This window comes from Vibrio sp. HENC-03 (assembly GCF_000305755.2).
In the GTDB taxonomy this organism is placed as follows: Bacteria; Pseudomonadota; Gammaproteobacteria; order Enterobacterales; family Vibrionaceae; genus Vibrio; species Vibrio owensii.
The window spans coordinates 151,748-167,143 of sequence record NZ_JH976128.1; the positions used below are offsets into that span (position 1 = coordinate 151,748).

Below are 15,396 nucleotides of genomic sequence, written 5' to 3' on the forward strand. Positions count from 1 at the left end.
CTGAGCGCCATTTTCTGTGGTCTGTAAAGAGAAACGACAAATCGCGGTCACATCAATGACCGCGATTTTTTGTTTTCATGCGACTAAACAGCGCCCTACCTAAGATAACGTTTACACATCACATATATTCAATAAATTCATAGAGTAAGACCAAACTCATCGCAATATAAAAATGGTGTTGATTGCACTTATTACACAATGGGTGTTTAATACCCCAATTAACGTTTTTTAGCCCACGAAAGGTCCCTCATGGCAACAATCAAGGATGTCGCGAAAGAAGCCGGCGTATCGGTCGCGACCGTCTCTCGCGTGATCAATAAATCACCGAAAGCAAGCCAATCTTCTATCGACGCAGTGACGCAAGCAATGAGCAAACTGGGCTACCGTCCAAACGCAGCAGCGCGTGCACTCGTCAGCCAAAGTACTAACACCATGGGCGTGCTTGTGGGTGATGTCTCAGATCCGTTCTTCGGCACACTGGTGAAATCGGTAGATAACGTGGCGCGTGAAAATGGCAAACACATTCTGATTGGTAATGGCTACCACAACCCAGAAGACGAACGCCAAGCGCTAGAACTTCTGATCAACAGCCGTTGTGAAGCCATTGTGATTCACTCTAAAGGTCTATCAGATGAAGAACTGATCGGCTACGCCAAAGAAGTCAAAGGCATGGTGTTGATCAACCGCCATATCCCAGAATTGGCAGAGCGTTGTATCTCTCTTGATAACCGCAAAGGCGCGTACTTAGCGACGGAATATCTGATTCGTCATGGTCACACCAAGATCGCTTGTATCGCCTCATCCCATGACATCGAAGATACCGACGAGCGTTTACAAGGTTACCAAGCGGCACTGAAAGATCACGATATCGAGCTATCAAAAAGCTATGTCGAATATGGCGAGCCAAACAGTGACGGCGGCGAAACAGCCATGACCAATCTGCTAACCAAATCACTCGCAATCACTGGCGTGGTGGCGTACAACGACTACATGGCAGCAGGTGCGCTGGCAGCGTTAGACCAAAACGGCATCGACGTACCAGAAAAAGTGTCCATGGTTGGCTTCGACGATGGCTTAATTGCTCGCTTCGTCAATCCAAGTTTGACCACGATTCGTTACCCAATCGAAATGATGGCAGAGCGTGCCGCGCGTTTGGCATTAGCGTTATCACGTGATGAGCAAGTGGAAGATGACACCATCATCTTTAGCCCGACTTTAGTGCGCCGTAACTCGGTGGATCGTCTTTAAGATATCTCGCTAGTCAGTGCCAAGAAAGGTTATAAAGTAAAAGCTCTGCCACCGAAGTGACAGAGCTTTTTCTTTTTGGGGTGTTTGTAGAGAGCGTTATTTTGCCAACTTTCGATGAGCTTTTGACCTACTGTGAGCAAAAAGCCTACAGCAACCCAAAAGCTCGAAAATGCTCAGTTTACCTAGAAAGCAAACTGATAAGTGGTGCAGAAGCGGTACTCTTGTTCAGGCTCAAGAATACAGCTTGGCTGCGCCCACTCAGCATGGTTTGGCGAATCTGGTAAAAACTGCGTTTCTAACGCCAGACCCGCGTAATCGTTATATTCACCGCCACGGCGATTTGGTGCGCCAGCTAGCCAGTTGCCCGTGTACAATTGCATCGCAGGCTTGTTTGTCACCACTGACAGGTGCACTTTTTCATCAGGAGAAACCACCAACGCAACCGGTTTTGAAACATCACGATGAGCATCAAATAGGTAGCTATGGTCATACCCCTTGGCGGCAACCTGTTGTTCATCTTGTAAGAAGTGTTCTGAAACTGGTTTTTCACTTCTAAAGTCAAATCCAGTGCCTTTCACATCTTGCAATTCACCCAGCGGAATACCGACCTCAGAGGTTGGTAAGTATTGGCTTGCAACGATGGTTAAGCGATGCGAACGACAATCTAAGTCCGCTTCTGCCCCCAACAAATTGAAGTAAGCATGGTTGGTCAAGTTTATCGGTGTCGCTTTATCTGTCTTAGCGAAGTACGCAATGCTCACTTGGTTATCATCAGTCAGCGTATAGGTCACTTGCACTTCTAGATTGCCCGGAAAACCTTGGTCGCCATCTTCAGACAACAAAGAGAACGTCACTTGCTGATTTGAGTGAGACTCAATCTTCCAACGACGTTTATCAAAACCTTCTTCACCACCATGCAGACAGTTGCCCGCTTGGTTAGTAGACACTTGAAATACTTCGCCATTCACTTCAAAAAGACCATTGGCGATGCGGTTTGCGTAGCGACCAACAGTGACACCCATGTAACACTGTTGCTGCATGAAACTCCCCATCGTCCCCACTCCGAGAAGCACTTCACGCAACTCCCCATTCGCCAAAGGTAAACGACAACTCAGCCATGTCGCGCCAATATCCATAAAGGTAACGCTCATGCCTGTGTTATTTTTCAGTTCGACCACGTTGGCAGTCGCGCCATCAAAGGCGGCCTGCTGTGTCATCGTGATAGTTAATGGCTCAGTCATCTCTCGCTCCTACTGCGTCTTAAAGCACTTTGAACTTAAAGCAATTTTGCACTTAAAGTACTTCGACTAAACCAGCGCCGTTTTTTGCTTGGCACACGTAGATGGATTCTTTTAGACCCGTTGCTGCTTGGTACTTCGCTTCTACCGTTGCTTTCACTTCGTCAACCAATGCTGGCGGTACAATTGCAACGATACAACCACCAAAGCCGCCGCCTGTCATGCGCACGCCGCCTTGCTCGCCAATCACTTCTTTCACCATCTCAACTAACGTATCGATTTCTTTGACTGTGATTTCGAAATCATCACGCATAGAAGCATGAGACTCAGCCATCAGTTCACCCATACGCTTCATGTCGTGTGCGCGAAGTGCTTGCGCCGCTTCTACCGTGCGATCGTTTTCTGTGATTACGTGACGAGCACGTTTTGCGACCATTTCGTCTAGCTCAGAGACTTTCTCGTTGAACTGTTCAATGGTCACATCACGCAGTGCTTTCACACCAAAAATACGTGCAGCTTCTTCACACTGCTCACGGCGCGTGTTGTATTCACTGTCTACCAAGCCACGTTTTTTGTTTGAGTTGATGATCACCACCGCCATGTCTTCAGGCATTGATACCGCTTCAGTTTCTAGGCTGCGACAATCCAACAGCATAGCGTGGTTTTCACGACCTTCTGCTGAAATCATTTGGTCCATAATGCCGCAGTTACAACCAACGAATTCGTTCTCTGCTTGTTGGCCGTTTAGCGCGATTTCCGCTTGGCTGATTTCTAGGTTGAACAGTACTTTGAAGGTTTGACCAATCACCACTTCCAACGCTGCCGACGAGCTTAAACCCGCACCTTGAGGCACGTTACCGCTAACAGAAATATCCGCACCAGTGAATTGGTAACCACGAGCAAGAAGACACTTCACCACACCGCGAATGTAGTTCGCCCACATTTTGTCTTGTTGGAATGTGATTTCTTGCGTGATGTCGAATTCATCAACGGCATTGCCGTAATCCACAGAAACTACGCGTACTAAGTTGTCTTCACGCTTCGCTGCCGCCACAACAGTTTGGTAGTTGATCGCACATGGCAGTACAAAACCATCGTTGTAATCAGTGTGCTCACCAATCAGGTTTACACGACCAGGGGCTTGAATAATGTGGCTTGGCGCGTAACCCAGCACTTGTTCAAAAGAGGTTTTCACATTTTGGATTAGATCAGACATAGGGACGTTCTCTTAAATTATAAATTTGGTATTGGGATAGCGCGTTGAGCCTAACTTTCTATCTGTAAAGTCGCGCTATCCCGTTATTCGTTATCAATCTACTTTGAGGCGTTATTGCTCTTTGTAATGCACATCGCTTAGGTCACGCAGACGCTGCGCCGCTTGTTCCGCGGTTAGGTCGCGTTGGCTTTCTGCCAGCATTTCATAACCAACCATGAACTTACGAACCGTTGCACTACGTAGCAGTGGCGGGTAGAACAACGCGTGCAGTTGCCAATGGTCGATATCGGTGCCTTCTTCAAAGAACGGCGCGTAATGCCAACCCATTGAGTAAGGGAAAGAGCATTGGAATAGGTTGTCGTAACGGCTGGTTAGCTTTTTGATTGCAACCGCAAGGTCATCACGTTGCTCATCGGTTAGCTCACTCATTCGACGAATGTGCGTTTTAGGAAGTAGCATGGTTTCGAATGGCCACGCCGCCCAGTAAGGAACAACAGCAACCCAGTGTTCGGTCTCAACCACGGTGCGTGAACCATCTTTAAGCTCAGCTTGCACGTAATCCACCAGCAAGTTGCTGCCATGCTCTTGGTAGTAAGCTTTTAAGTTGTGTTCTTTACGTTCGATTTCGTTTGGCAAGAAGCTGTTTGCCCAGATTTGACCGTGTGGGTGAGGCTGAGAACACCCCATGGTCTCGCCCTTGTTCTCGAATGCTTGAACCCAAACGTAGTCTTTACCCAGCTCTTCGATTTGATCATTCCACGTGTCAATCACGCCACGGATTTTGTCGACCGGTAGTTCAGGCAAGGTTTTGCTGTGATCAGGCGAGAAACAAATCACTCGGCTCAAACCGCGCACACCTTGCGTTTTGAACAGAGGGTTGTCTGACTCAGGTGCATCTGGAGAGTCCACCATCAGTGCTGCGAAGTCATTTTGGAACACGTACGTGCCTTGGTAATCTGGGTTTACATCACCAGAAATACGCTCGTTGGTCGGGCAAAGGAAACACTTCTCGTCGTAGCTTGGTAGCTCATCAATTGCAGGCTTCTCATCAGCGCCACTCCAAGGACGTTTTGCACGATGCGGTGACACCAAAATCCACTGACCCGTTAGGGGGTTGTAACGACGGTGTGGGTGATCCACTGGATTAAATTCAACATTCGACATCTTACTTACTCAACTTTTTCGCTTTTGGTGTCAGAACCAAAATTCATCAATCTGCTTGCTAGAGATTCCCTACTCCGCTCGTCCCTCGCTCTAGGGAATGACAAAGCTCATAGCTCAACGTTGTCATTCCAGAATCGAGGCACGAGATGTCTGGAATCTCTAATTATTTAGTAACCTTGCGGGTTATTTGACTGCCACTTCCACGTATCTGCCGTCATTTCCGCAACACTGCGCGTCGCTTTCCAGCCAAGGTCTCGCTCCGCTTTATCTGTACTTGCCCAGCATTCTGCAATGTCACCTGGGCGACGAGGACAAAGTTCGTAAGGCACTGGATTACCGCAAGCCGTTGCGAACGCTTCTACCATCTCAAGCACGCTAGAGCCTTTGCCCGTGCCTAGGTTGTAAATGTGCAAACCAGCTTTTTCACCTACCGATTTCAGCGCTGCGATATGACCGTCTGCCAAATCCATCACGTGGATGTAATCACGCACGCCTGTGCCATCCGGTGTTGGGTAGTCATTGCCAAATACCGACAGTTTTTCGCGGCGGCCTACTGCCACTTGCGCGATAAACGGCATCAAGTTGTTTGGGATACCCTGAGGGTCTTCACCCATAGTGCCCGATGGATGCGCACCAACTGGGTTGAAGTAGCGCAGCAAAGTCACGCTCCAGTCGTTTTCTGCATTGAACAAATCGCTCAAGCACTCTTCCACCATGTACTTGCTGCGACCGTATGGGTTAGTGGTAGCCCCCGTTGGAGAGTCTTCCGTAATCGGCACAATGTCAGGATCGCCGTAAACCGTTGCCGATGAGCTAAATACAATGCTTTTCACGCCCGCTTTACGCATGCTGCGCGCCAACACCAACGAGCCATTTACATTGTTGTCGTAGTATTCCAATGGTTTCGCGACAGATTCGCCCACCGCTTTCAGGCCAGCAAAGTGAATCACAGCTTGAATGTCATGCTTGGCAAATACTGAGTCCAAAAAGGCTTCATCGCGAATGTCGCCTTGGTAGAAAGCCGGTTGCTTACCGGTTAGCGCTTCAATGCGGCTTAACACTTCCACTTTGGCATTACACAAGTTGTCGACAATGATTGGCTCCATACCTGCTTCAATCATCTGGACACATGTGTGACTGCCGATGTACCCCATACCGCCTGTGACAAGAACTTTCACTTTTGCTTCTCCACTTTTGCTGCTCGATGCTTGGAAATTGGTTGAGCCTGCTCACCAAGCAAATTCGCTCATCTCTTAACTGGCTAAAAGTCTACCAATCAAAACCGATCCAGATCCGTGATCAAACTCAAATAGTGTAAACGTTTCCATAAAATTACATCACGATTTAAAATCAATAAAAATAAAGAAAGTTGGGTTAGACCAGAAAAATGGGAAAGATTTATGACACTTACATGTATAAACGTTTACACAATGTAAGAAAAACACGGTGATTCACGCAAACCAGAAAGATGATTTTCCGCAATCGATACCTGACATTGCTCTTACAAAACGAGAGATAAAGCCCGCTACAGTAGCCCCGCCCCAAATGTAACCTTTTGTAACAAGACTCGAATCGCGTCTTTTCCTTTTATCGGGGCATGCAAAGAATAAAAACAGATCTGAAGGGCCCTCATGCTACGCAAGCGAAACGAATTTCGAGACCACAACCAAGAAGTGCGGTTGTTTAAGAACCGTGCCATCGTTGCCTTCCTCGGCATGGTTATTTTGCTGGGTGGATTGGTCGCGAACCTGTACAACTTGCAGGTTAACCACTTTAAAGATTATCAAACTCGTTCTAACGACAACCGAATCAAAATCCTGCCTATCGCGCCAACACGTGGCTTGATCTACGACCGAAATGGCGTATTGCTGGCGGAGAACCGCCCGGTTTACAACCTTGACATGATCCCAGAGCAAGCAGGCGATCCGGATGCTCTGATTGAAAAGTTGCGTCATTACGTCGACATCTCTCCTGAACAAGTCGACGCTTTTAAAAAACGTTATAAGCACACTCGCCGCTTTCGTTCTGTCACCATCATGAATGAGCTGAATGACGAACAAGTCGCGCGCTTTTCTGTTCATCAGCATGAGTTTAACGGCGTGTTTGTGACTGCCGACCTCAAGCGTTTTTATCCTTACGGTGAAAAGCTGACGCACGTACTGGGTTACGTTTCGCACATCAACGACCGAGATTTACGCCGCCTTGATGAAGAAGGCAAAGCGCAGAACTATCAAGCAACGCAAAACATCGGCAAGTTGGGCGTTGAGCGCTACTACGAAGACCTTCTCCATGGCACCAAGGGCTACGAAGAAGTCGAAGTAAACAGCCGCGGCCGTGTCATTCGCACCATCAAATACGTACCGCCGATTCCGGGTAAAGACATCGTGCTAAACCTTGATATCGAGTTACAAGAATACGTCTACAAAGAGCTCGACCATCGTCAAGGTAGTGCTGTGGTGCTCGACCCACGAGACAACAGCGTACTCGCGATGGCATCTAGCCCAAGCTATGACCCCAACCCATTTGTGAACGGCATTTCCAGCAAAGCGTACCGATCACTATTGAACGATCCTGCTCACCCCTTGGTAAACCGCACTACGCTTGGTGTTTACCCTCCGGCTTCAACCGTAAAACCATTTATGGCAGTGGCGGGGCTTGAGGAACATGTGATTACGCCAACGACGGTGCGTAACGATCACGGTTCTTGGCGTATTCCTGGCTCAAAACCGAATTCAAAAGCATGGCGAGATTGGAAACGTTGGGGGCACGGTAATGTTGATGTCACTAAGGCAATTGAAGAATCCGTGGACTCCTTCTTCTACCAAACCGCCTTTGACCTTGGCATCGACCGCATCTCGAAATGGATGAACAAGTTCGGCTTTGGCTTGCCAACCGGTATCGATATTTATGAAGAGAGCAGTGCGAACATGCCGACCCGCGAGTGGAAAGTCGCACGCCACCGCACGCCTTGGTATCAGGGCGACACTGTGCCTATCGGTATAGGTCAAGGCTATTGGACAGCGACGCCAATGCAGATCGCCAAAGCGACTTCGTTCCTTATCAACCATGGTGAAATGAAAGCACCTCACCTACTTAAAGCCGTGATTGAACATGGTGAAGAGTTTGAAAACCAAGTCGACGTTGCACCGAAAGACCTGCCGCCAATTGAAGGTGTGCCAGATAAATACTGGGACATTCCAATCAACGCGATGCGCTTGGTAAACAATGGCGCACATGGTTCTGGTCGCCGCGCATTCAAAGGCGCAGAGTACAGCAGCGGCGGTAAATCGGGGACGGCGCAGGTATTTGGCTTGCGTAAAGACGAAGTCTACAACTCGAAAAAGCTTGCTAACCACCTGCTTGACCATGCGTTGTTCACTGCCTTTGCACCGTACGACCATCCAAAATACGTAGCGACCGTTGTGATTGAGCACGGTAACGGTGGTTCAAAAGTCGGGGCACCATTCATTCGCCATGTATTCGACCACTTACTTGTCGACCCAGATAAAACCAAAGGTAAAAAGTCTTAGGTTTAATCTTATCGCCCTACCTCTCGTGTTAAGTGGTAATGATAAATAACAAAGCCTGAACGGATTGTCCTAGCCGTTCGGGCTTTTGTTTGCTTAAAAAGTCCGCTTCTCGCGGTGATCGCTTCATTTCACTCATCGCACAGTTTTACTAAAAATTTGTGCATCCATAAGTAGCTGTTTACAATGGTGGGATTATTGCTTATCTCACTGGGACAGTGAGCTTTGCCAACGGGAAGTGAACATGGCAACACTAAAAGATATCGCTACAGAAGCGGGCGTCTCACTTGCAACCGTCTCACGCGTGTTGAATGACGATCCGACTCTGAGCGTAAAAGAAGAAACCAAACACCGCATCTTAGAGATTGCTGAAAAGCTGGAATACCGCACCAGCAGTTCGAAAAAAGCCACCAAAGAGGCGAAACAAAAACACCACTTTTTAGCTTTGTATAACTACAAGCAAGAAGCAGAGGTGAATGACCCCTACTACCTGTCGATTCGTCACGGAATTGAAACCCAGTGCGATAGATTGGGCATTACATTAACCAACTGCTACGACAGCGTCATTGATGTCGAAACGCAAAAGATCACCGGCATCCTTTTAGTTGGTAAAACCGACAAAGCGATCATCAATAAACTACCTAAGCGCCTCGCAGACAGCATTTGTTATATCGACTTTTCAGACAGCGACAGCGTGTACGACAGTGTTGATATCGATCTTGCTCGCATCAGTAAGCAAGTCGTCGACTTCTTCGTCGAACAAGGATACCAGCGCATTGGTTTCATTGGCGGACAAGACGAGCCCAACACGGCGGACATTCGTGAAAACGCGTTTGTGGAATACGGCAACCTAAAAGGTGTCGTATCAGAGAACGACATTTACCGCGGCGATTTTTCTAGCCTATCGGGTTACGACTTAGCCAAAGCGATGTTGGCAAAAGGCGACTTTCCGACAGCACTCTTTATCGCATCAGACTCGATTGCGATTGGGGTTTTACGTGCCATCCATGAGTTCGGTTTGAACATTCCACAAGACATTGCTCTTATCAGTGTGAATGACATTCCAACCGCTCGCTTTACCTTCCCACCGCTCTCTACTGTGCGCATTCACTCAGAGATGATGGGCATACAAGGGGTAAACTTATTGGTAGAAAAATACCGCGATGGTCGTGCGCTGCCATTGCAAGTTCACGTACCAAGCAAACTCAAACTGCGCGGCACGACTAAGTAACTCTCCCTCTTCATTCTTATTTTATAAAGCACTGAATCCTCAGTGCTTTTTTATTTCCCTTATCTAAATCCCCGTCATTTTTTACTCATTTTACCCAGCAAATAAGCTTGGGATGCTATTCCTTTACGCTGATCACATCTTGCTCACCAATCACGTATTAAAACGTGATCGAGTTAAAGTTAAACGTTTTCACTAATTTATTTTAGTAAAACTTTTACTAATATCTTTCCCAGATAACTCATAAGCCTTTTCACAATACATCGGCTGCATTTCTTTTGGGCAGATTCGACGCTGACGATACCGCGTCGAAATGACCAAGCTAAGCCGAGGGGAGAACAAACGTGAACAACTGGGAAAACTTCCTTCACCTACATGAGAACCGTATGGCACCACGTGCTTACTTCTTCTCATACGATTCAGTTAAAAACGCACAAACGTTCCAACGCGAACTGAGCAGCCGCTTTAAACTGCTGAGCGGTCAATGGACATTCAACTACTTCACTAACCCGCTTTTGGTGCCTGAAGCGTTTTACTCTCAAAAAATGGAAGATTGGGGACGCATTACCGTTCCGAACATGTGGCAAATGGAAGGCCACGGTGACCTTCAATACACTGACGAAGGTTTCCCATTCCCTATCGACGTACCGTTTGTCCCAACCGACAACCCAACTGGCGCATACCAACGCACTTTCACGCTTGGCCAGCAATGGGACAACAAACAAACCATAATCAAATTTGATGGCGTTGAAACTTACTTCGAGGTTTACGTAAACGGTCATTACGTTGGCTTTAGCAAAGGCAGTCGCTTGACTGCTGAGTTCGACATTTCTTCTTACGTTCAACAAGGCGAGAACTTATTGTCTGTGCGCGTCATGCAATGGGCAGACTCGACTTACATTGAAGACCAAGATATGTGGTGGACGGCGGGTATCTTCCGTGATGTTTACCTTGTCGGAAAAGAGCACGTTCACGTCCAAGACCTGGCTGTTCGTACTGATTTCGCCGACGATTACCAAAGTGCCACTTTAAGCTGCCAAGTTGAGCTAGAAAACCTGTCTACTGCGGCTGCTTCTGGTTACACGCTGGAATACTCGCTCCAAGACAAAGGTAAAGTGATTGCTAGTGGCCAATGTGATGCACTGACTATCCAAGACAACAGCCAAACAAACTTTGCCATTGATGTAGTGAACCCAACCCACTGGACCGCGGAAACCCCATACCTGTACCAACTGTTCATCACACTGAAAGATGCACAAGGCAATGTGATTGAGGTGATCCCGCAGCGCGTTGGCTTCCGTGACATCAAAGTGCGTGATGGTCTGTTCTACATCAACAACCAATACGTAATGCTGCACGGTGTGAACCGCCACGACAACGACCACCTAAAAGGTCGTGCAGTCGGCATGGAGCGCATCGAGAAAGATCTGATCTTGATGAAACAACACAACATCAACTCAGTTCGCACCGCGCACTACCCTAACGACCCACGCTTCTACGAACTGTGTGACATTTACGGCTTATTCGTAATGGCAGAAACCGACGTAGAAACCCACGGCTTCGCGAACGTTGGCGATCTAAGCCGCATCACCAACGATGCAGCATGGGAAAGTGTGTTTGTTGACCGTGCAGAACGCCACGTTCACGCCCAAAAGAACCACCCTTCTATCATCATGTGGTCACTGGGTAACGAGTCCGGTTACGGCTGCAATATCCGCGCAATGTACGACGCAACCAAAGCGATTGATGACACCCGCTTGGTGCATTACGAAGAAGACCGTGATGCAGAAGTTGTCGACGTGATTTCAACCATGTACTCACGAGCGCAGCTCATGAATCACTTTGGTGAGCACCCACACGAGAAACCACGCATCATTTGTGAATACGCACACGCGATGGGTAATGGCCCTGGCGGTCTAACGGAATACCAAAACGTGTTCTATGCGCACGACCACATTCAAGGTCACTACGTATGGGAATGGTGTGATCACGGCGTATTAGCACGTGATGAAAACGGCCAAGAGTTTTACAAGTACGGCGGTGATTACGGCGATTACCCGAACAACTACAACTTCTGTATGGATGGTTTGATTTACCCAGATCAAACACCTGGACCGGGCTTGAAAGAGTACAAACAAGTCATCGCTCCAGTGAAAATTCAAGCAGTAGAAGGCAAGACAAACACCTTCACCGTAGAGAACAAATTGTGGTTTACCAACCTTGATGATTACACCATCACGGCAGATGTCCGAGCGGAAGGTGAAACGCTGCGCAGCGTGCAGTTTAAGGTCGAACAACTTGCTGCAAACAGCGCGCGTGAAATCACGATTAACTTGCCAGAACTGGACGAGCGTGAAGCCTTTATCAACTTCACCGTGCGTAAAGACAGCCGCACTTTGTACAGCGAAGCAAACCACGACATCGCGGTATACCAATTCCAACTAAAAGAGAACACTGCAAGCGAAGCCGAATTTGTTAGCCACAATGCACAAGCGTTAGTCACCACAGAAAGCCGCTTGGAACATGTGATTGAAGGCCACAACTTCACTCTGACCTTCTCTAAAGTCAACGGCAAGCTGACCTCTTGGCGCGTCAATGGTGAAGAGCTGATTCAGTCAGAACCTAGACTGAACTTCTTCAAGCCAATGATTGATAACCACAAACAAGAGTACGAAGGTTTGTGGCACCCAGCGCACTTACAAATCATGCAAGAGCACTTCCGCACGCTACAAGTCGAAGCAACGGACGACTCGGTTTCGATTACGACCACCAGCATCATTGCGCCACCGGTGTTCGATTTTGGCATGCGCTGTACCTACCGCTACCAAATCAACGCACAAGGTCATTTGAATGTGGAACTAAGCGGCGAACGCTATGGCGATTACCCACACGTAATCCCTGTAATTGGCTTGGATTTGGGCATCAACGGCAACTTTGACCAAGTGAGTTACTACGGTCGTGGCCCTGAAGAAAACTACCAAGACAGCCGCCAAGCGAACTTGATTGATGTCTACCGCAGCACGGTAGCCGACATGTTTGAGAACTACCCGTTCCCACAAAACAACGGCAACCGCCAACACGTTCGTTGGGCGTCACTGACGAATCGCCATGGCACGGGCTTATTAGTGAAACCACAGCAAGAAATCAACTTCAGCGCTTGGTTCTACACCAACCAAAACCTGCACGAAGCGCAACACACCATTGAGCTAGAAAAGAGCGGCTACATCACGCTCAACCTTGACCATCAAGTGATGGGACTGGGCTCGAACTCATGGGGCAGCGAAGTGCTTGATTCATACCGCGTTTACATGAACGAGTTCCGTTATGGCCTAACACTGATGCCACTTCAAGCAGGCGATTGCAGTGCACAAGCCATGGCAAACCATGATTTCGACAATGCGTTCTTCACTCAACCTAATACTCAAACAGCAAACGAGGCGTAATCCATGATCGTGTTAGACAACTTAGAACAATTCAAAGTCGTGTACCGCGACGGTCGTAAATGGAACCGCTGCGTGGAAGCGATTGAGAACATCGCCAACATCAAAGACGGCGTGATGTATTCGATTGGTGACTCTTTGGTTTACATGATTGAAGACGGCACAAAACAAACCGACCTGTTTGAAGGGAACCGCCGCTACTTCGACGTGCATTACTACCTAGAAGGTCGCGAAACTGTGGAGTTCGCCGACAAATCCGATTTACGCCTAGAGCAAGCATATCGAGATGAAACTGACCGCGAATTTCTCTCAGGTCAAGGTGAGACACGTGAGCTTTGCGAAGGCCAAGTTGCAATTTTTGATAACGATAAAGCGTACCGCTTCCACGGTGACAACCGAGTAAGAAAAGTGGTGCTCAAAGTGACCATCGAAGATGGCTATTTCCTAAATAAATAACGGCTTACAGGCAAGGCCAGACAACGCGTCTGGCCTAACAACAAAATAATTAAATAAACCCAAAGTAATTCAGATCACAGATCAGTTGTCGACCTCAGCATTCCAACGCGATTACGAATAGTATTCGCCCAAGGATGATAAAACGGTCAATAGCACTATCACTGAGTTACGAAGGGAATTGACGTGATTCATCGGAGGACTCTATGTCTGAATCTATGCGCGGCACCATTGGCAAATTCGCCTTGCTGTCGATGACATTTGCGGCGGTATTTAACGTCCGTAACATCGTGAACAACAACATTGAGCTTGGCCTTAGCTCTGCCCCTATCTTCCTTTTCGCGACGATCGTTTACTTCATTCCATTTGTATTCATCATTGCGGAGTTCGTTTCGGCGAACAAAAACTCTGAGTCAGGCATGTACGACTGGCTTAAACAACCACTTGGCTCTAAAGCCGCTTACCTAGGTTCGTTCCTATACTGGTTCGTAAACCTATTCTGGTTTGTGTCTCTGCTACCAAACGTGATTGCTTACGCGTCTTACGCAATGCTTGGTTACGAATACACCTTCTCACCAATGGTGACGTCGGTGATCTCGATTGTTCTGTTCGCAGCGGCGACCCACATTTCAACCAAAGGCGCATCTTGGTTGGGCAAAATTTCTGAGCTGGTTGCTTACGGTGTGTTTGCACTATTCGGCATTTACGTTCTCGGCGCGCTAATGGCATTAGGCGGCGACACTTACACGCCAGCTGAACCAATCACACTAGAGGCAATGAGCCCAACTATTAACTGGGCAACGCTAGGCATTATGTGTTGGATCTTCCAAGCAGCAGGCGGTGCAGAAACCGCAGCGGCTTACTTGAAAGACGTCAAAGGCGGCCAAAAAGCCTTCATCAAAGTGATCATCATGGCGGGCGTCTTGATTGGTACGATGTACGCTATTGGCTCACTTTTGGTGAACGTGTTCGTTCCGCGTGAAGACTTAACCTACGCAGGCGGCATGGTAGAAATCTTTACCGGTATGGCGCAATACTTCGACATTTCAACAGCATTGGTTGGCCGCTTCGTTGGTATCATCTTGTTCATCGCGATGTTTGGCTCAATGATGATGTGGACTGCAGCACCAGTAAAAATTCACTTCTCTGAAATTCCAAAAGGTGTGTACGGCGAGAAAACCACAGAGCTAAACGAACACGGTGTACCTGTGCGTGCAGCATGGTGGCAATTCGCATTCGTTGTGGTGATGCTGATCGTCAACGGCTTTGGTTCAGAATCCGTGCAAGACATGATGAACCAAGCGATCAACCTAACGGCAGGTACGGCGATGCTACCGCCAATCTTCATCATGATTGCGTACTTTGTGTTCCGTCTAAAACACGACGATACACCGCGCGACTTCCGTATGGGTTCACGCAAAGTGGGCATGAGTGTGGTGTCGGTACTGATTGTCATCTTCGTGGTGAGCATGACCGCATCGGCATTCCCTACAGGTGTTGATTTGGTACGTGCGTTCTTCATTAACGTGTTTATGACTGCCGTCTTCTCTGCTCTGGCTTGGTGGTGGATCTCTCGCTTTGAAAAGAAGCAAGCTATCAAACAACAAGCAACGCAAGAAAAGGCGCAAGAGCCAGTAACGCAATCATAAATAAGCGTTAATCCCATCCTTACTCAAAGAGCATCTTCGTGATGCTCTTTTTGCTTTTGTCCTGCTTCCCCTGCAAAACCACCACACTTCAAGCGCATTCTAGGGCGTAATTACATAGCAAAAACCATCATTCCCTCTTCCTATATAAGCGCTCTCAATCCATAAAAACGACAAGTAAAACTTTACTAAATGTCGATCACAATTTAACTATATAGCATTTAATCAAATACCAT

General features: G+C 47.8%; 10 protein-coding genes. 6 read left to right on the forward strand and 4 right to left on the reverse strand.

Features of this window, described 5'->3' with window-relative positions:
• Window positions 1-249 precede the first annotated feature (249 nt).
• Window positions 250-1,248, forward strand: coding sequence for a substrate-binding domain-containing protein (locus VCHENC03_RS04310; protein ID WP_005427398.1), 999 nt, complete (start codon window positions 250-252; stop codon window positions 1,246-1,248).
• A gap of 182 nt (window positions 1,249-1,430) precedes the next feature.
• Here VCHENC03_RS04310 and galM read toward each other — a convergent pair whose 3' ends face one another.
• The 4 genes from galM to galE all read right to left on the reverse strand — a co-directional run bounded on the left by galM (window position 1,431) and on the right by galE (window position 6,044).
• Window positions 1,431-2,489 carry a galactose-1-epimerase gene (galM, locus tag VCHENC03_RS04305; RefSeq protein ID WP_009707480.1) on the reverse strand — a complete coding sequence of 353 codons (1,059 nt, stop codon included), beginning with the start codon at window positions 2,487-2,489 and terminating at the stop codon, window positions 1,431-1,433.
• Window positions 2,490-2,541: 52 nt separating this feature from the next.
• Complete coding sequence (gene galK / locus VCHENC03_RS04300; RefSeq protein WP_009707481.1) at window positions 2,542-3,702, reverse strand: galactokinase; 1,161 nt, start codon at window positions 3,700-3,702, stop codon at window positions 2,542-2,544.
• A 111-nt stretch (window positions 3,703-3,813) separates the two neighbouring features.
• Window positions 3,814-4,866, reverse strand: a complete 1,053-nt coding sequence (locus VCHENC03_RS04295) for a UDP-glucose--hexose-1-phosphate uridylyltransferase (RefSeq protein ID WP_009707482.1) — start codon at window positions 4,864-4,866, stop codon at window positions 3,814-3,816.
• 167 nt (window positions 4,867-5,033) lie between these two features.
• On the reverse strand, window positions 5,034-6,044 hold the full coding sequence (galE, locus tag VCHENC03_RS04290) for a UDP-glucose 4-epimerase GalE (RefSeq protein ID WP_009707483.1): 1,011 nt from the start codon (window positions 6,042-6,044) through the stop codon (window positions 5,034-5,036).
• A 453-nt stretch (window positions 6,045-6,497) separates the two neighbouring features.
• Between galE and mrdA the strand changes: the two genes are divergently transcribed.
• From mrdA to VCHENC03_RS04265, 5 genes are all read left to right on the forward strand, one after another.
• Window positions 6,498-8,396, forward strand: coding sequence for a penicillin-binding protein 2 (mrdA, locus tag VCHENC03_RS04285; protein WP_009707485.1), 1,899 nt, complete (start codon window positions 6,498-6,500; stop codon window positions 8,394-8,396).
• A 241-nt stretch (window positions 8,397-8,637) separates the two neighbouring features.
• Window positions 8,638-9,624 carry a transcriptional regulator EbgR gene (gene ebgR / locus VCHENC03_RS04280; RefSeq protein WP_005436560.1) on the forward strand — a complete coding sequence of 329 codons (987 nt, stop codon included), beginning with the start codon at window positions 8,638-8,640 and terminating at the stop codon, window positions 9,622-9,624.
• A 341-nt stretch (window positions 9,625-9,965) separates the two neighbouring features.
• Window positions 9,966-13,064, forward strand: a complete 3,099-nt coding sequence (gene ebgA, locus VCHENC03_RS04275) for a beta-galactosidase subunit alpha (RefSeq protein ID WP_009707486.1) — start codon at window positions 9,966-9,968, stop codon at window positions 13,062-13,064.
• A gap of 3 nt (window positions 13,065-13,067) precedes the next feature.
• Window positions 13,068-13,517, forward strand: a complete 450-nt coding sequence (locus tag VCHENC03_RS04270) for a beta-galactosidase subunit beta (RefSeq protein WP_009707487.1) — start codon at window positions 13,068-13,070, stop codon at window positions 13,515-13,517.
• Between the two features lie 203 nt (window positions 13,518-13,720).
• On the forward strand, window positions 13,721-15,163 hold the full coding sequence (locus VCHENC03_RS04265) for an amino acid permease (protein ID WP_009707488.1): 1,443 nt from the start codon (window positions 13,721-13,723) through the stop codon (window positions 15,161-15,163).
• Window positions 15,164-15,396: the final 233 nt, after the last annotated feature.

Coding starts and splice junctions, on each gene's coding strand:
- ebgR (WP_005436560.1), top strand. CDS start 8,638: ATGGCAACACTAAAAGATATCGCTACAGAAGCGGGCGTCTCACTTGCA.
- VCHENC03_RS04310 (WP_005427398.1), top strand. CDS start 250: ATGGCAACAATCAAGGATGTCGCGAAAGAAGCCGGCGTATCGGTCGCG.
- mrdA (WP_009707485.1), top strand. CDS start 6,498: ATGCTACGCAAGCGAAACGAATTTCGAGACCACAACCAAGAAGTGCGG.
- galK (WP_009707481.1), bottom strand. CDS start 3,702: ATGTCTGATCTAATCCAAAATGTGAAAACCTCTTTTGAACAAGTGCTG.
- VCHENC03_RS04295 (WP_009707482.1), bottom strand. CDS start 4,866: ATGTCGAATGTTGAATTTAATCCAGTGGATCACCCACACCGTCGTTAC.
- VCHENC03_RS04270 (WP_009707487.1), top strand. CDS start 13,068: ATGATCGTGTTAGACAACTTAGAACAATTCAAAGTCGTGTACCGCGAC.
- VCHENC03_RS04265 (WP_009707488.1), top strand. CDS start 13,721: ATGTCTGAATCTATGCGCGGCACCATTGGCAAATTCGCCTTGCTGTCG.
- galM (WP_009707480.1), bottom strand. CDS start 2,489: ATGACTGAGCCATTAACTATCACGATGACACAGCAGGCCGCCTTTGAT.